Origin of the sequence: Candidatus Pedobacter colombiensis, assembly GCA_029202485.1 — a bacterium.
GTDB classification, from domain to species: domain Bacteria; phylum Bacteroidota; class Bacteroidia; order Sphingobacteriales; family Sphingobacteriaceae; genus Pedobacter; species Pedobacter colombiensis.
In genome coordinates this window covers 3,355,548-3,373,318 of record CP119313.1, presented here as the reverse complement: position 1 = coordinate 3,373,318, position 17,771 = coordinate 3,355,548, and the positions used below count along the sequence as shown (strand labels likewise).

At 42.0% G+C, this 17,771-nt stretch carries 13 protein-coding genes; 8 read left to right on the top strand and 5 right to left on the bottom strand.

Annotated features, from left to right (window positions below; translation table 11 throughout):
* Window positions 1-18: 18 nt before the first annotated feature.
* Window positions 19-315: a hypothetical protein gene (locus tag P0Y49_14130; protein WEK17936.1), complete on the bottom strand. Its 297-nt coding sequence runs from the start codon at window positions 313-315 to the stop codon at window positions 19-21.
* Between the two features lie 527 nt (window positions 316-842).
* Here P0Y49_14130 and P0Y49_14125 point away from each other — a divergent pair.
* Window positions 843-1,487, top strand: coding sequence for a hypothetical protein (locus P0Y49_14125; protein WEK17935.1), 645 nt, complete (start codon window positions 843-845; stop codon window positions 1,485-1,487).
* A gap of 205 nt (window positions 1,488-1,692) precedes the next feature.
* Here P0Y49_14125 and dnaE read toward each other — a convergent pair whose 3' ends face one another.
* On the bottom strand, window positions 1,693-4,638 hold the full coding sequence (gene dnaE, locus P0Y49_14120; GenBank protein WEK17934.1) for a DNA polymerase III subunit alpha: 2,946 nt from the start codon (window positions 4,636-4,638) through the stop codon (window positions 1,693-1,695).
* A 22-nt stretch (window positions 4,639-4,660) separates the two neighbouring features.
* A complete protein-coding gene (dinB, locus tag P0Y49_14115) occupies window positions 4,661-5,800 on the bottom strand; it encodes a DNA polymerase IV (GenBank protein WEK21798.1) in 1,140 nt (379 codons plus the stop codon).
* Window positions 5,801-5,874: 74 nt separating this feature from the next.
* Between dinB and P0Y49_14110 the strand changes: the two genes are divergently transcribed.
* From P0Y49_14110 to P0Y49_14085, 6 genes are all read left to right on the top strand, one after another.
* A complete protein-coding gene (locus P0Y49_14110; GenBank protein ID WEK17933.1) occupies window positions 5,875-6,690 on the top strand; it encodes a helix-turn-helix domain-containing protein in 816 nt (271 codons plus the stop codon).
* Window positions 6,691-6,774: 84 nt separating this feature from the next.
* On the top strand, window positions 6,775-7,323 hold the full coding sequence (locus tag P0Y49_14105; protein WEK17932.1) for a GNAT family N-acetyltransferase: 549 nt from the start codon (window positions 6,775-6,777) through the stop codon (window positions 7,321-7,323).
* A gap of 13 nt (window positions 7,324-7,336) precedes the next feature.
* Window positions 7,337-7,753, top strand: a complete 417-nt coding sequence (locus tag P0Y49_14100; GenBank protein WEK17931.1) for a hypothetical protein — start codon at window positions 7,337-7,339, stop codon at window positions 7,751-7,753.
* A gap of 243 nt (window positions 7,754-7,996) precedes the next feature.
* Window positions 7,997-8,551: a dihydrofolate reductase family protein gene (locus P0Y49_14095; GenBank protein ID WEK17930.1), complete on the top strand. Its 555-nt coding sequence runs from the start codon at window positions 7,997-7,999 to the stop codon at window positions 8,549-8,551.
* Window positions 8,544-8,906: a DUF2200 domain-containing protein gene (locus P0Y49_14090; protein ID WEK17929.1), complete on the top strand. Its 363-nt coding sequence runs from the start codon at window positions 8,544-8,546 to the stop codon at window positions 8,904-8,906. The genes P0Y49_14095 and P0Y49_14090 overlap by 8 nt, the downstream gene beginning before the upstream one ends.
* Window positions 8,907-9,363: 457 nt before the next feature.
* The gene (locus P0Y49_14085) at window positions 9,364-10,809 is read left to right on the top strand and encodes a hypothetical protein (GenBank protein WEK17928.1); all 1,446 of its coding nucleotides are present in this window, start codon (window positions 9,364-9,366) and stop codon (window positions 10,807-10,809) included.
* A gap of 62 nt (window positions 10,810-10,871) precedes the next feature.
* On the opposite strand, the gene P0Y49_14080 is transcribed toward P0Y49_14085, so the two are convergent.
* Both P0Y49_14080 and P0Y49_14075 read right to left on the bottom strand, forming a co-directional pair.
* On the bottom strand, window positions 10,872-13,175 hold the full coding sequence (locus P0Y49_14080; protein ID WEK17927.1) for a gliding motility-associated C-terminal domain-containing protein: 2,304 nt from the start codon (window positions 13,173-13,175) through the stop codon (window positions 10,872-10,874).
* Window positions 13,176-13,229: 54 nt separating this feature from the next.
* A complete protein-coding gene (locus tag P0Y49_14075; GenBank protein WEK17926.1) occupies window positions 13,230-16,046 on the bottom strand; it encodes an SBBP repeat-containing protein in 2,817 nt (938 codons plus the stop codon).
* 181 nt (window positions 16,047-16,227) lie between these two features.
* On the opposite strand from P0Y49_14075, the gene P0Y49_14070 reads away from it, so the two are divergent.
* On the top strand, window positions 16,228-17,754 hold the full coding sequence (locus P0Y49_14070; GenBank protein WEK17925.1) for a hypothetical protein: 1,527 nt from the start codon (window positions 16,228-16,230) through the stop codon (window positions 17,752-17,754).
* Window positions 17,755-17,771 lie beyond the last annotated feature (17 nt).

The window sequence follows — 17,771 nt, the reverse complement described above, 5'->3', positions numbered from 1 at the left end:
AATGTCTCTTTTATTAAATTACACACTCCTTGGATCAGGTTTCACCGGAAGCTTTGCAAGCTTCTGTACTTCTATTGCAGGATAGCCAAAGTCCAATACCACTTTACCTAAAATGAGGTAAACACCTGATCCATTTAACGGATAGGCAGCTAAGGATGGAGGGAAGTGTACGGTGTCGAAGAAGTCTCCGTTCACATCAAAGAATGTCCCGAATTTCATGACTTTACCATTTTTGGTGCGCACGTATTTTTCGCAAACATAATCCCCAACAAGCCGGATGACCTTGCCTTCATAGGCTTTCAGGTCACGAGCCATAACATCGTCCCTGAAGTCTATACCACCATTTCACCATTGATTCGAATACCGAAAAACCGATGAGTATTATTGCATTTGCACATCTATGTAATACATGAAATGCGGTATCTGTAATCACGGTTTTTGGGTATTTATATTTAATGTTAATTAATTTTAATAAAAATTAATTAACTTCATTACTGCTCTAATGCCAGAGAGTATACGATTCCAATATTTTAAACAATTAAAACCTTTATCAAGAGTTCAGTGTGGGCACTTAAAAAACCAACAACTCTACAACACAAATGGAAGGGAAATAAATAACGAAATATGAAAATTGTAGTTCTGAAAAGGGAGCAATAAAGTCCTCTAAAAAATGGAAGAGGCACCAATGAAAATATGGTAGTAGAATGGAGATTCACTATCTATTCCTAACCTATAAAACTAACTCATGGAATTTAATGGATTTGAAGTAACCCCTTGCGGGAATGCTGTATTATCAATCAGTAATAATATACTGACAGTTTCGGGAATATCAAATTCCGGCCTTGACGGGGGTACTGATAAAAATTGAAAATGCCGAACATTACACGGTTAATTTTGGGCCACTAGGAACTATTGCACAAAACAACGGTGTGTTAAAGAGTGCTCATCTTGTAAAAAACTCTTTTGGGCAGGTGACCACTGCTTACGAAACGTTCAAATGGTATAACCCGACAAGCAATAAGGTCATCTTTGGTTATAATGCAGAACTTTTGCCCCCTAGCTATCGTATATTCGGCAAACTACACGATCAACTTGTATTCGATCTAGATAACGGGGAAGTTACACATTCTCCTGATCCGGGTGTTCCTGCACCATCTGCATTTTGGGCATTAATCATTGCCGCCGCCGCAGTAGTTGCCGCCGTTTTTGATACTTTGTATTCTAAAACAACAACTACTACTACAAAAAATTATGATGCTAACGGGAATTATACTGGAGGCTCAACAACAACTACTACAGATCCAGAGCCATTTGAAATTGAAATAAATGGAACGACCCACATGATAACAGATTTTGGTATCAAGTACGATACAATTGTACCCCCTGAGTTAATTGGGTATCCATCGACAGAACCCTATAGCATAGGAGAACAAATAACAGGAACTAATTTATCAAGTTTCCAAATTACATCCATTCATTTACAATAATGTAAGGAGTATGAAATTGATAGATTTGCTCTTCAATATTTCATCGCTACATATTTGATAGTGTCAGTAAACTATAAGTATACAGTTGCAGGCAACACAGTAAATCAAGTGATTCAATGTCACAATTTGCTATGTTGCTCTGCAACTTTTTATTTGTCCTGAGCAAGACTCTTTATTTCCTGTATGGATTACCTATAGATGCATACTAAACACTCCTTGGATCAGGCTTCACAACCAACTTTGCAAGCTTCTGTACTTCGATTGCCGGATAGCCGAAGTCCAATACCACTTTACCTAAAATGAGGTAAACGCCTGATCCATTTAAGGGATATGCAGCTAAGGAAGGAGGGAAGTGTACAGTATCAAAGAAGTCACCATTAACATCAAAGAAGGTCCCGAATTTCATGACTTTACCATTTTTGGTGCGTACGTATTTTTCGCAAACATAATCACCTACAAGCCTGATGACTTGGCCTTCATAGGCTTTCAGGTCACAAGCGATAACATCACCCCTGAAATCTGTCCGTACCATATCAAACATAGATGCGGATACAGCGAAGCCAATCAGTTCCAGTTCATCATAGATATGCTCCACCAGTTGGGTATCAAATTTGGGAAGTAAGGGCTTTGAAACCTCCTGAAAGGCAAACATATCGGTATCCACTCTTTTCCTGTTGGTGTGACTGAGCATGAGGTGCGCTTCCCAAAGCAGTTCCTTTTTGCAGCTTCCGGTAAAGCGCAAGGCACCGACACGGATCAGGATAATTAACTGATCGAGTGAAATTCCTGTGCGCAATACAAAATTACTCATGCTGGTATAGGGGCCATTCATTTCCCTTTCATGCGGGATCAGTTGCGCATACTGGCTTTCCAAGTTTTGCATGACATCAAAACCAAGAAAGATTTCCTTACCTGTTATCGAAGCCAGATAGGAACTGTTATTGACACAGGGCAGATTGACGTTAGCCCCTGTTTTCTTTGCTTCATTGACATATACCTTCCTGGAATAAAAGCCGCCATAATTGTTGAGTACCGATACCATAAACTCCATCGGAAAGTAAGTTTTCAGGTAAAGGGACTGATAACTTTCTACCGCAAAAGAAGCGGAATGCGCTTTATTGAAACTATAGCCTGCAAAGGATTCCATCTGCCGCCATACCTCTCTTGTTATATGCTCCGGATAGTTCATGTCTGAACAATGATGGAAGAATTTGTCCTCAATTTCGGCAAGGTGTTTGGCGCTGCGCCCTTTACCACTCATCATCCTTCGTAAAACATCAGCGTCTGCAAGGTCAAGCCCACCAAAGGCGTGGCCGATCTTCATGACGTCTTCCTGATAAACCATTACGCCATAGGTCTCCTCTAATTGCTCCTTGAAAACCGGATGGATATATTCCACCTTATCCGGTGCATGATGCCTTTCAATATAAGCCTTCATCATACCTGAAGAGGCTACGCCCGGACGGATAATGGAACTGGCTGCAACCAGGGTTAGGTAATCCTTGCAATCCAGCTTGGCAATGAGTTGGCGCATGGCGGGGCTTTCAATATAAAAGCAGCCAATGGTATTGCTGCTGCGGAGTTGTGTATTGATCTTTTCATCGACAAAGAATTTTCGGGGTTGATGGATATCTACCACCTCACCTGTATTCTCTTTGATGATCTCTACGCAGTCTTTGATATGACCTAAACCACGCTGGCTCAGGATATCGAATTTCTCATATCCAATGTCTTCTGCAATGTGCATGTCAAACTGCATCGTTGGCAAACCTTTCGGCGGATAATCCAATGCGCAATAGGACGTTATAGGTTCCTCCGAAATGATGACACCGCTGGCATGTATGGTGCGCTGGTTAGGAAAATCAGCCATCTGGTCATAGACGGAAAGGATCATGGATACCACTTCGTTTTTATTGAGCATGCTGTGCGGGTCATGGATAAGGCGGTCTATCTCTGCTTTTGGCAAACCATAGATTTTCCCCATCTCCCGAAGGATGGAACGGTCACGGAAAGTACTCATGGCACCCATAAGTGCGGTATGGCTGGTACGGTAGCGCTTAAAGATATAATCATACATTTCATCCCGTTCCTTCCAGCTAAAATCTATATCAAAGTCAGGCGGGCTCTGGCGTTTGGGGTTAAGGAACCTTTCAAAGTAAAGGTCCAGCTCTATGGGGCAGACATCAGTGATCTGCAAACAATAGGCGACAATGGAATTGGCACCACTACCGCGACCGACATAATGAAAACCCCTTGACCTTGCATAGCGGCAGATATCATCGGTGATCAGGAAATAGGAAGAGAATTTCAGATTATCGATAATTTCCAGCTCTTTCAACACGCGGATTTCAGCCACTTTATCGGCCTTGCCATAACGTCTTTGAAAACCCTCTAATGCATACTTTCGCAGCAGTATGCGGTCATCGGCATGATTACCCGTGAATGTTTTCTTATTGCGATGCAGGCTAAAGTCAAAATCAAAGCTGCAATTCCCTAATAGCCTTTCAGTATTGGCTATGATCTGGGGGAAATCCCTGAAACGTTCCAGCAGTTGAGCTTTTGAAGGAAAGACTTCCATCATGTCGGCATATTGTTTTTCCGTTAATTGCGAGATCAATATGTTGTGCGAGATAGCCCTAAGCTGACGGTGCAGCTCATATTTATCCCGACCCGTAAAAGTTACCGGCTGCCACATCACCAGTTTTTGCTGTACGGAGGAAGGAAGCAAACGGATCTGGTTCAGGTGGATATGGCGGATACCGATAAATTCATTTACTGCAAGTTTCCTATCCTTATCATTTTTATTAAAGGGATAGATGAAATAGACATGTTTACACGCAGGAGCCTTTACTGGATAATTTGATTTATACCTGTTGGCTTCTGTAACCAGTTCATTGAGTTCCATGAATCCTGTGGTGTTGCGGGCAATGCCAATGTAAAGGAGTTCATCACCGTTGCGGAATTCCATACCAGCCAGGCCGTTGATGCCTTCCTTTTGGCAGGCCTTGATGTATTGCAAGGCACCTGTGCTGTTATTGATATCTGTCAGCACGGCGGTATCATAGCCACGCTGTATCAGTCCGGTAATTACCTCGTCGATACTGAGCGTGCCATAACGCAGGCTGAAATAACTATGTACATTGACTAACATCTCCCTTCCCCCTCAAACTATATTATAGACTAATGGCCCTCATCACTGCTTTTTCGCCAAAACGGTTGCGTATATTATCCATGGCAGCGGATAAATGGATGTCTTTGACGGAATCTGCAAACAGGTCAGCCTGGTAACTTCCGGTAATCAGTTCACTGAATTTGACACCGATCAGGCGGATAAGCATTCGACGGCTATAGAGCTGATGAAACAGTTCCATCGCTTTTTGGGAGAGCACCCGTTCTGAACTGGTATAGGAAATCCGTACCTGCTTGGTAAAAGTCTCAAAACTGGAATAGCGGATCTTAATGGTCAGGCAGGCTGTTAGTTTATTTTCTGCACGCAGGGAAAATGCAAGTTCGTCAATCATGGTAATGATAAGCCTGCGGAGTATTTCCATGTCAATGGTATCCTTGTCAAAAGTATGTTCCTTGCTCATGCTCTTTTGTTCCGCGTATGGCACTACCGGGCTATCATCAAGCCCGTTTGCTTTCCGCCAGATGGATACGCCATTTGCACCAAGTACCTTGTCCATCGTAACTGCTTCCATTTCCTGAAGGGTGACAATGCGGTACACGCCCATTTTCTGGAGCAGGCCGCAGGTCTTTTCTCCGGCACCGGGAATCTTGCGGATGGAAAGCGGGGCCAGGAAGTTCTTTTCGTCCCCTAAACACACCTGCCTTTCGCCACAGGGTTTGGCTTCACCCGTGGCAATCTTGGAAACTGTCTTGTTGATGGAAAGGCCAAAGGATATAGGCAAACCACTCTGATCCATGATACGCTTGCGGAGTTCCCGCGTCCATTTCCAGCAGCCGAAGAATTTATCCATTCCGGTAATGTCGAGGTAATGCTCGTCAATGGAAGCCTTTTCCACCAAAGGGGCTTTTTCAGAAATGATTTCCGTGACCATTTTACTATAATGGGAGTAGAGGTCATGGTCGCCGCGTACCAGGTGGGCTTCGGGGCAAAGCTGCCTGGCAAGCCTCATGGGCATGGCGCTATGTACCCCATATTTCCTGGCTTCATAGCTACAGGATGCCACCACCCCACGGTCACTGCTGCCACCGATCAGTACAGGTTTCCCAACAAGGCTGCTGTCCAGCAACCGTTCCACGGATACAAAAAAAGTATCCAAATCACAATGCACTATCTGCCTTTCCATCACTTTTTCAATTAAATTTCCTACTTTTGACACGATTAGTAACAAATCGTTGATTCCAATAGTAGCAAACGAAAATGAACCCGCAAAAAATATTTTTCCCCGGCAACATTAAATTCCTTCGGGAACGGAAGAAATTAAGCCAGGAATTCATGGCTAAAGCACTCGGAATCACACGTTCCAAGCTCAACGCATTGGAAAGTGGGCAGACAAAGGCACCCCAGCCGGAGGACTATGTTAATTTTTCGGGATTCTTCAAAATCAGTGTCGATACGCTGCTTAAAATTGATTTGCCGAAGCTCGGTGAGCTGCGGATCAGGGAACTGGAATCTGGCAATGATGTTTATATGATGGGCAGCAAAATCAGGATTCTGGCCATTACCGTTGATAAAAACAATAAGGAAAACGTCGAATATGTGCCGATCAAGGCTAAGGCCGGATACCGTTCCGGTTATAATGACCCGGAGTTTATTGCAACGCTACCTAAATTCAGTATGCCGAACTTGCCGGAAGCAGGGACGTTCCGGATGTTCCCGATCAGTGGCGATTCGATGCTGCCGATACCGGATGGCAGTGATGTGATTGCCGAATATGTGGAAGACTGGAGAAACATTAAAGCAGATACGCTCTGCATCGTCATCCTGAAAGGGGAACAGGAATTTGTATTTAAGCAGGTAAGGGTACAAACCGATGGCAATGTCCTGTTAAAATCACTTAATGCGCTTTATAAACCATATACAGTGGCCAATGAAGATGTATTGGAAGTCTGGAAATACTATAAATACCAGGCTAGCGAGTTACCGGAAGCCGCTACGGATTTACAGGAGGTGAAGCGTTTGATCCTTGAAGTAAAACAGGATATCCATAAGCAACAAAAACCGGATAAAGGATAAGGACAGCCATGTGTTTATATTTTGGACAGGGATGTTCAAAACTAGATTGCTTATTAAAATTACTGTTGAATTATTTTTACGCGTATGATGCTGGAACCCATTCATATTGAACATGCGGACCTGTTGGTACATTCCTTCAGGGCGGAGGAGATTAAAGGGATCGAAAGCGTGGCTGAGCAGGTTTATGGTATTTTATCGGATGAAGATACGCTCCGGTTCCTGCCTGAAAAACGGCTGTCTTCGGTAGATGATGCGGAAACCTTTTTGAAGGGAAGTTTACTCAACTTCCACTCCGGCAAAAACTACCTTCATTTTATCAGCAACCGGAAATCAGAAAAGATCATTGGTATGATCGATGTCATACCGCCGGAGACCGCTATGCAGTATTACCAACTAGAGCATTATCCTTATTTCATTGAGTTTTATCTGAAAGCAAATGCCGGAAGAAAACAAGTCATGTCTTTGGTTTTGCCCTTGTTTATAGAAAAAGTAAAGCAGCAAAGGATCAGGGAGCTTGCAGCTATTACCAACCGCGACAACATTGGCGCACAAAAAGTACTGCTGCGGTCCGGGTTTGGCTTTAGGGGCAGCTTTGATAGCCTTCAGGATTTTTATACCATTAGCTTCAATTAAAAAAACAGACACATTGACCACTAACCAAATTACGCTGGACTCAGCAAACCTTTACCATACCTTACAATCCGCATTCCGGCAGGCCACAGCTGATGAAACTGCTCTCCGGCAATGGATGGGTAGTAAGCGGACGCTTCCCCTTGATGAAACTTTACCGGAAAGATTTGATGGGCTGGTATCTAAACAATTACCGGAGGCTTTTGGCCACTTCATCAGTGGGGTGGACCTACAACATTCGTTCCTTCAACTAGGCCGGTATGTCCGGAGCTTTGCGGATGCGGCGTTTGTGATCAAAAATATGGAAACCTCTATTTTAAGCCAGATGGAAAAGTTTTCAATTACAGCGTCATGCAAATGGGTTGACGAATTGGTTAGCTGCTGTCATGAGGTTTCAAAAATGCATACCTTCCTGAATAACACAGATCAATAAACTTTTGCTTTTTGGGGCCGTAAATAAAAGAAGCCCATAACAAAGTATGGGCCTCTACTCTCAGCACTTTTGGCAAAGAAAACTGGAAGTAGCGCAAAGTTATAGCAATTCTGAACATGGAATACGCAATGCAGATTTAGTTCTCCAGATTACTTTATTTGCGATAATTAAGCATTATAATCTTTATGTCGGTTACATGAATTGTATAAAAAAAACTAATTTTATATAACAGAATTGAATATCATGAGAAAAGTCATATTTGCCCTTAATATCAGTATCGACGGCTGTTATGAGCACACGAGCTTCAGCCCGAAAAAGGAACTGATGGACTATTTCATCCAGCTCATGCAGGACACAGGCGTGATTGTTTACGGTCGCAAAACATACGACTTAATGATCCCTTACTGGCCGGAAATCGCTAAAAATAAAACCGGTGATCCAAAAGATGTCGCCTTTGCCGAGGTTATGACTCCAATTGAAAAAATTGTTCTTTCACGCACACTTAAAAGCGCCGCGGAAAATACAAGGATTGTCCGTGAAAATCCTGAAGGCCTGATCCGCGAGTTAAAAGAACAATCCGGTAAAAAAATCGCGATCAGCGGTACCAGTCTGCTTCCGGGCCTTTTGGAAGCTGGCCTGATTGATGAACTTTATCTCATTGTCCACCCAGTGCTGATAGGAGAAAACAAACGTTTATTTGATCATTTCCTACTGCCGGAAAAAACCGACTTTCAACTGCTGCATACGCAACAATTCCCATCCGGCGTAATCGCTCTTCAATACCAAAAAAATGGATAATAACGCTAGACATGATGACCGTATGGCAAAGATGGTCTTTGCCTCTGTGTATCCTTTATATCTTTCCAAAATTGAAAAGAAAGGCCGGACAAAGGAAGAATTAGATCAAATCATCACCTGGCTGACCGGCTTTAATAATACGCAAATCCAAGACCTTATCAAGAAGAAAGTAACCTTTGAAACTTTCTTCAGGCAGGCTGCACTAAATCCCCATGCCTCGCTCATAACGGGTGTAATCTGTGGATACCGGGTGGAAGATATCAAAAATCCTTTGACGCAACAGGTTCGTTTCCTGGATAAACTGGTTGATGAATTGGCCAAAGGCAAAAAGATGGAGAAAATATTAAGGGGCTAGTGAATGAAAACAGGTTAGTATGAAACCTTCTTTGCAAAGGCATTAAAACTAAACGAGGTGCAGCATAGCCGCACCCCATTCCGTTGTACACTCTCGTCTGTCTAATATACAAAAATAAAACTGCAAACTAAGAAAAGGATTCATTCCTGGATTGGTGTCATTCATTTGCCATTTGGGGATACTCATATGCCAATTGGGGGGATTCAGGTTTTTAGTGCCCTGATTGTTCCTTAAAGCGCTGAAACACTGCCGAACTTTATTCCATGCACCGGGTAAATACATGTCCGCTGTAATAATGGAAAAGTTATGCAACAATTATCCGTCACCATCAATTGCATGGAACCACGTGCGATTGATCTTCACAGCCATCCTCCTTAAATGTCCGGATTCAGGAAAACCAGAACCACTTAAGGTACGGACTTAAGATCAACCCATAAATCACTTCATAAACAACATCATGAAAAAAACAATCACTTTTGCATCAATAGCCATAGTGGCTATTGCCTTGTTCTTCGCCTGTAAAAAGGCCGGCGAGAACAGCAGCTTTAATTCACCAAATAGTAAATCCTCCGGAATCAAAGCATTGGTAGCCTGTAACTTTGTAACGTTATCTGGTACATTAACTACACAGACCTTATCGGCTGCCAATGTTTATAAAATCTCCGGTATTGTCAGGATACCGAGTGGCGTTACCCTCACCATTCCGGCAGGAACCGTCTTACAGGGGATCAAATCAGCTACCACTGCCTGGCTTGTTATTGAAAAAGGAGGGAAGCTGATCGCAACCGGAACTTCCAGCAACCCGATTGTGTTTACTTCTGATCAGAATGCAGGAGCAAGGGCTGCCGGAGACTGGGGCGGTATTGCTTTTGCAGGTAATGCACCTACCAATGTCAGTACCGGCCTGGATATCCCTTTAAGCGGCAGTTATACCTTAAGTGGCGGATCATCGATCAGCGCTGATAACTCAGGTAACCTGCAATATGTACAGATTCATTTTGCAGGAAAAGGCTACACCAATGATGCTTCTAAATCAGCACTGCTTTTGAATGCAGTAGGCACAGGAACGGCTATTGACCATGTGCAGATCAGCAATGCGCAATACGATGGTATCGGTAGTTATGGCGGCACTGTAAAACAAACCTATATGATCAGCCTGAATGCAGGCCGTACGGACTTTCCGATATCTTACGGTTACACTGGAAAAATACAGTTTATTGCAGCCATGCGGATGATCAATGGTGTAACGCCAACTGGCCCCGCTTATGGTCTTGATATTAGCAATGATCCTACAGGTACCAATAATACACCATTGACCCAACCTGTAATCAGTAATGCAACTGTTCTTGGTCCAAACTATTGTAATTCTACTGCTGTCAATAGTAATTTCCAATATGCTGTCAGATTTAATAATAATGGAGCTGGAAAAATTTATAACAGCGTTTTCTCTTCATGGAATGCTACAAGCACTTCCAGAGGGCTGCTAATCAATGGGAATAGCACCATCAGCCAAACAGCAAGTAATAATCTTGAATTTTCATATAATTCGTTCCATAACTCTGGTGTAACACCTTATACCAGTTCGTTATGGACTGGTGGATGTGAATCCACAATGGCAAGATGGATTGAAGGAACGGGTGTTGCCTCCTGTAAAGAATCTGGATATCAAGTCGTGGGTGTATCAGACTTAGACTACAATTCCAGCTTCTGTTCTGCTTTCTGTGACAATGGTTTTATTTCTAATTTTACTTTAGGAACCAATACAGATCTGGATACACCTAACTTTAGTTGGGACACAGGTAATTCATTTAATCATCCTGTTTATCGTGGTGCTTTCGGTGGTACAGATTTTACGCAAAGTTGGAGTAACTGGTGTCCGTTAAACACAGTTTACTGTTCATAGATTAAATATTTAAACAGGCAGACCCAAAATTGGATCTGCCTGTCAATTTCTGGTTCAGCTGGTTAACGAATCAGGTTTATATCTCCTTTATAAAGCTTTCGGAGCCCATTCGGATAGTCTAATTCAATCAGATAATAATAACTCCCCATGTCACAATCTCTTCCATTTTGAGTGCCATTCCAACCTTTATGACCATCAAGGGTAGAAAAGATCATTTGCCCATAACGGTTGAAAACTTTAAACTGCACCACTTTTTGATAGGTAATGTTGGAGATATTAAAGACATCATTGATCCCATCTCCATTTGGTGAAAAAGCATTTGGTGCAAAGTCCGGCATGGTGAAGTCAATATTGATGTTGACTTCTGTGGTATCCATACAGCCATATTCATTGATACCAACAACGTAAAGGAGCACTGGTTTTAATGGTCTTGAAATTGGATCGGCTTTAGATGCCGTATCCAAACTACTTGTCGGCCACCAGGTATAAAGCAATGCACCCTCGGCATGAAGCAGAATGCTATCTCCATAACGGATCATGGTATCGGCAGGGGAAGCAATAACTTCCGGTTTAGGTAAGGGCAGTATTTCAAAGTGTATTGTTGTATCACAACCTGTGGATGTTGTAATCTGCAATAAATAATTTCCAGGATCAAGTCCTCTTAGGGTATCACCATCATTTCCTGTAAAAGATTTGAGGATGCTTCCATCTTCGGCACGCCATATATAATTAAGGGTTGAGGTATTAGTTTCAATGCTGGCTATAGCAATTCCCATGTGCATTCCGGGACAGCTTTCATGTGTTTCTACAGTTGGAGTATGAACCATTTTGACGTAAAAAGTATCGGTCGCATAATTACAATCTTTAAAATAACTTACATGATAAGTACCGGTATGAAAAACTGTCCTTTTTATATCGCTTAAAGAGTTGTCCCACTGATGGCATGAACCATTTGTATCAGCAACAAGAACAAGGCTATCAGAAAAACAAACGGTATAATTATAAACATTCCCTTGAATGGTATCTACTGTATTGGTGGAAACTACAATGTCTTGCGGTAGAAAAGAGGTACCCCCAAGAGCAGAGCCAAAGAAAGAGCCTCCCATATTGCCCAAATAATCGTTGAGTATGTTATTGTTCAGTTGAGGTTGACAAGCAAGTCCCGAAATATTGGGCAGGCTGATCACATGGAATGCAGGGCCAGGATTAAATCCGACAGGTATGTTAGATGGATTAAGGCAGGTGTAACTTCCATTATCTACATAAAGTTTGCCATCACTACCTTGTTTAATTTCACCCAAAGGATTTGGCGCCACAAGGCTGCATGTGAGTCCATTTTCCATCATTGAAGGAGGGTTAGTAATGATTAATGTTTTAGACGCAATTATTGCCGGGGTAGATACTAAGGAAAGGTCATATTGAAAAAGTTTGCCTGCGGAAAGCCCCGTAGTAATACTTTGACTCCTATAGTTTTGACTCGCATATAGTTTAGTTCCATCGGGAGAAAAGCAAATACCGTTATACCTTTCATGGTTAGCCAAAGTATAGCTATTGATCTCGCTGTTGCCAGTCATCTCTAAAACCTTAGCATTCTTTAGCTTACCACTGCACTTTTCAAAATCATACAATTCAATCCCTTTCCAGTTGCTAATGGCAATATTATTTCCGGTGGGTGATGCTTTCAAATAGCCAAAGGCGATTTGATTATAATCCTGGAGACTAAAGTTCCCAATTGTTGATATTACTTTTTCGGGATGTAGTCCATTCCTGTCAACTATAAAACTATAGTATTCGTTAGCAATCCTGGAACGAATGACCAACCAAACGCCACTACAGGCTTTTATTGCCGTCATTTTCTGTGATACTACTGTTCCATAAGGCGATATCACAACATCCTTATGTCCGTTTACGATACCACCATTGCCATTGTTAAGACTCATGTCAAGCAATGAATAAAGCAATCCTTTATTATAACCATAGAAAATATAGTATTGATCTGGATTTGTAGGATGTGGTATGACTACTGGCATACACCATTCATTATCGACGCTGCACGTTAAATTGCTACCTGTAACCGGGATGCCGCTAGGTAGGTAGATATTCATGACCGCCGGAGCAAGAGAATTGTAATTGGAAAGCCTGACATAGAACCTTAATGTACCATTAGGTGAACAGACAGTAGCGCCATAACCCATAAGGTCAAATGCGCTTGGTATGGTAGAAAAAAAAGGTGAACCGGCATTGAAATTTAAAACTGTATTGTTCCCTGTTGGATAACTAGCGAACGTCCAGATATTATTTTCTCCCTGAGCTTGTGAAAGCAAAGGGAGAAAAGTAATTGCGAATAGAATTGAGAGCCATTTCATGACATTATTTTTTTTGGGTTGCCAGAATTCCGGCAAGCTTGTTAAACAATTGATTTATTGTTTGGAGACTTTACAAGAGCCAAGCATATTACCATTCAAATCACTAAATCTGATGAGGTACAGTCCGGTGACATAATGCTGCATATCAATACCAGCCAAACCAGATGGGATTGTGATGGACCGTAATACCTTACCTGCAATATCATAGATAACAGCTTTTGCCGAAACCTTAAGTTGGATGTGTAGGAAATCATTAACCGGATTTGGATAAATACTTATTCCATTTTCAACAAGCGGATGGTTAATACCCGTTTCAGTATAGTCAAAGCTTGCAGAGGTAATGCTACAGCCGGCGGTATTAAAAACAGCCACCGTATAAATTCCTGTTGCAGTCAAGGTGCAGTTTTGAGCGGTTGCACCTGTAATTGCATTACCATTTAGATACCATTGATAGCCTGCAAATGTTTGGTTCGTTGTGATTTGATTTCCGACTCTTGTAATTACCGGAACAGGAGGTAAGGCATTCACTGTAATGTTTAGGCTGACCGTATCGCTATGATAACAATCATTCATTGCCACGGCTTTTAAGATTCCGCTGTAGCCATTAAAGGTTATATCAATGGTGTCAGCCAAGCTGCTTCCAGTCCAGCCATTGGGCACAACCCAATTATAGGAATCAGCAGTTGATGAAGTCGCGTAATATTGGTGGTCAGAACCAGAACAAACGGTTGTGTCTCCATAAATCAATCCTCCGATTTGCGGAACATTGCAATCCTTAATCTTTATTAAAAAGCCATCAGCGTCACCACCACCAAATGAGGATTGATAGGCTCCGGAAGTGGCAATGCCCGTTGCGCTGACCGTTCTTCCACAAACAACAACATTTCCATTGGCGCCAATATCTAAACCAAATCCGTTGTCATCGTCAATCCCCCCTAGATAACTTGCCCATTGTAATGTATCACCAGAAAGATTTATTCTTCCGGCAAATGCATCCTGAATGCCGCCAAATGATGGCTGCATCGCGTTACTATTGGCAATACCATTGCTACTTGTGGTATATCCTGTAAAGTAAAGGGCATTATCAGCACCTAATTTTAATGCTGAAATGCCATCGCTTCCATTCCCACCATAATAAGTGCCCCATTGACGCAAACCAGTACTATTGAATTTTGCAATGAACGCATCTTCGCTACCACCAGCAAATGCTGATTGATGAACAGCCGTCGTACTGATACCTGTGGTGCTCGAAGAGGTACCACCGAGATAAATATTGCCTGCTTTGTCGGTTGCAGAGCTATAGACACGATCTACTCCTGTATTCCCATAATAAGTCCCCCAAAGTAGCTGACCTGATGGATTGAATTTTGCCAGGAAAGCATCTTCACCGTTAATCGCTGCGTCATAGGTACTTTGGAAACTCCCAGCTGTGGCGATACCTGCCGGGCTTCCAAGTGTTGAGCCACTTACATAAACATTGCCGCTGGTATCACATGAGAGTGAATACGGTAATTCATCTCCTGCCCCGCCATAATAGGTGCTCCAGTTTAAAGCACCCGTTGTTGAAAACTGAGCTAGGAATACATCTGATCCTCCGGCAAGTGTGGACTGATACGCCCCAGGGGTAGCTATGCCACTTGTGCTATTGGTATTTCCTGTTAAATAGATGTGGTTGGAATGGTCAGCACAAAGTGACATTGCGGTGTTTGCCTCATTTTGAGCACCTCCGAAATAGGTTCCCCATATTCGTTGTCCGGATGTGTCAAGTTTTACCAAAAAAGCTTCAGTTCTTGAAGCTGAGCCTAGTTTGGTCGTCTGGTAAGCCCCTGTAGTAGCAATTCCATCTGTACTATTGGTAAACCCAGCAAGGTAAATATTGCCAGAGGTATCAAATGCCACATTCCTTCCAAGGTCGTTGCCACTACCGCCATAATAGGTTGACCAGATCAGATTTCCAGAAATATTGAATTTTGACAATATAGCATCAGAACCAGCGGAATTACTGCCGCCTGCAAAGGTCGTTTGGTAAGCCCCTGTAGTAGCAATGTTGGTTGTGCTGTTAGTTGATCCAACGGTATAGATGTATCCGTCTCTGGCAACTTTGACTACTCTTAAATCATCATACTCAGTACCGCCAAAATAAGTACCCCAATCCACAATTGGGTCAATGATTAAGGTGCCTTGATATCTCTCTGTTGTAAAAGACAGGATATCGCCATTTAAACTAAATGAGGAAGCGACTTTCTTATTCCCCAATGCTTCGTATGCTATTGGCGCATGTTCTGTAATTTCACCAAGCGGAGTAATCGCTTTTAACGATCCGTCATTGTTCAGGTTAATATCGGTGCAGCCTTTATATTGGATCTTGATATCCGATACTTTTCCTCCTTCACGAATAATGAAGTCGTGTTCCATTTTCCCATTCTGAAAATAAAGTACCCAATCGATGTTTGGATATACTTCATGATAGGTAATTTTTTCAAAAGCTCTGACTATAATGACATCAGGATTTTGGGCTACATAATAATTCTCAAAAAAAGGTAGTTGGCCTGTTGTTGTTTTTACGGCATTGGGATTACTGCCCAGTAATTTAACATCCATCCGGTATAGTTCCTTATGGTCTGGGTGCTCCTTACTTATTTTCGACCATTGATAATGCAATTGTCCATTGCCAATAAATAAATTGAGTCCATGGTCTGCATTGATTTTAAAATCAATGTCATTTCTGGTATTGCCATTTTGATCAATGACCTGTCCTTTGTTTTCAGTGAACCTTTTGAGTGCATCTGATTTGGCATGAATGTGCAGGCAGGAGGGTAAGCAAAATAGAAGCGTAAGAAAAAGACTGAGAGATAAATTCCGGTTTACCATGATAAGAAATTTTTAGGGTGATAAATAGCAGGCCGTATTATTTGTACCTGACTAAAGCAAAAAAATGGCAATATTTCATAGCATCAAAAACATGTTTTAATCCAATTAGAGGTTAGTGATTTTAATTTTTGAATGCGATTTTGTCGTAACTTTAGAGAAAGCCATTCTTATGTATTACACAATGGAGGACCTTCGTCAACTGGTTAAATCCATGTCAGGAGCAGAGAAACGTTATTTCACTGTATTCTCAAATGCCTTGAATAAGGGCGGAGAAGAAACAAACTACCGGAAACTCTATGAATCTTTAACGAGTAATGAAAGTGAGGTTTCTGAAATTAATTCGAGCAAATCAAAACAGGTTTATACGACAGCGAAAAAGCAATTGTTTGGCAATATCCTCAAATCCATGCGTGCTTATTACCAGCATAAATCCCCTGAAATTATTATTCAGAACCAGCTTAGCGAGATCGAAATCCTGTATCATCTGAATCTGCCCCAGCAAAGTATGCTGATCCTGCAAAAAGCATATGCCCTTGCAGGTGAACATGAGAAGTTTGGATTACAGTTGCAGATTTTGGATTGGGAGCGGAGGCTAGCTATTGTATTGGATAATCCGCTAAGGCAAAACAGCGAGATCAGGAAAGAGGAAGGAACCATCCTGCTCAAACTGACACAGACCCTTGAAATGGAGAATATTTTTAGTGATGCAAAGGAACTTAAAAAGCAGTATGGTTATGTCAAGGGTAAAACGAAAGATAACCTGGAACTGGAAACCATTAAAGCCCCTGGTATGCCTGCGCTTAATGAATGTCGTTCACACAAAGCTACATTCTACTACCATTTCATCCACGCGCTTTATTACTGGATGATCTTTGATCATCGAAAAGCATATGAATACAGTCAAAAGTTACTAGAAATCAATATTGATGCGGTTCCTCCGAGTGATTATATCGATGGCATATTGGAACATGTCACCTCCTGCGTTTGCCTGGGGAAGTTCAATGATGCACTGATAGGGCTAAAGGTCACCGCCTCGGCCATTGAAGAACAAAAGCTGCATCAATCCAAAGCACTCGCATTTAAACAGTTCTATTACCAGGCATCCTATCAGATCATTATTTACAATTATACAGGAAACGTGGTTGAACTACATAATACCATTAAATGGGTTGAAGAAGAACTTGAAAAATTAAAAGACCAAATCCCGTTCGAAGCCAGACAGGTCATCAATGGCAACCTCATGAATGCTTATCTCGGACTCGGAGACTGGAAAAAAGTGAACGAGCTATGGAATAGCCTGTTCCGGAAACAATCCAAACAGATCAGACGAGATATCTATGATGACCTATACCTTTTCAGGCTATTCAATTTGATACAAAACAAAACCTATGCACTCATCCCATCGAAAGCAAAAGCAGCTTATCGTTATTACCTGCAGGTCAGTGATGAGGGCAGCAAAACGGATTTTGCAATGGAAATGCAACTCGCAGACATCTTTGATCAAGAATACGACCTGGAACATAAGCCTACACGTATTCGTGTGCTAACCCAAGCCCGAAAAATCATCAAACAATACTTGAAAAACTTAAAAGGCTTATCAGGTTTCCAGGAACATTATACCTTTTACGCCATCTGGATAGAAAGCCTAATCTCTGAAATTCCATTTAGTGAGGCAGCCAAGGACTGGTACGAAGCATTTAAAAAATAGTGTAAGTTGCATTTTTT

Bases quoted from the DNA above. Each gene is read 5' to 3' on its own strand.
- P0Y49_14130 (WEK17936.1), bottom strand. From the start codon at position 315: ATGGCTCGTGACCTGAAAGCCTATGAAGGCAAGGTCATCCGGCTTGTT.
- dnaE (WEK17934.1), bottom strand. From the start codon at position 4,638: ATGTTAGTCAATGTACATAGTTATTTCAGCCTGCGTTATGGCACGCTC.
- dinB (WEK21798.1), bottom strand. From the start codon at position 5,800: ATGGAAAGGCAGATAGTGCATTGTGATTTGGATACTTTTTTTGTATCC.
- P0Y49_14110 (WEK17933.1), top strand. From the start codon at position 5,875: ATGAACCCGCAAAAAATATTTTTCCCCGGCAACATTAAATTCCTTCGG.
- P0Y49_14105 (WEK17932.1), top strand. From the start codon at position 6,775: ATGATGCTGGAACCCATTCATATTGAACATGCGGACCTGTTGGTACAT.
- P0Y49_14095 (WEK17930.1), top strand. From the start codon at position 7,997: ATGAGAAAAGTCATATTTGCCCTTAATATCAGTATCGACGGCTGTTAT.
- P0Y49_14090 (WEK17929.1), top strand. From the start codon at position 8,544: ATGGATAATAACGCTAGACATGATGACCGTATGGCAAAGATGGTCTTT.
- P0Y49_14085 (WEK17928.1), top strand. From the start codon at position 9,364: ATGAAAAAAACAATCACTTTTGCATCAATAGCCATAGTGGCTATTGCC.
- P0Y49_14080 (WEK17927.1), bottom strand. From the start codon at position 13,175: ATGAAATGGCTCTCAATTCTATTCGCAATTACTTTTCTCCCTTTGCTT.
- P0Y49_14075 (WEK17926.1), bottom strand. From the start codon at position 16,046: ATGGTAAACCGGAATTTATCTCTCAGTCTTTTTCTTACGCTTCTATTT.
- P0Y49_14070 (WEK17925.1), top strand. From the start codon at position 16,228: ATGGAGGACCTTCGTCAACTGGTTAAATCCATGTCAGGAGCAGAGAAA.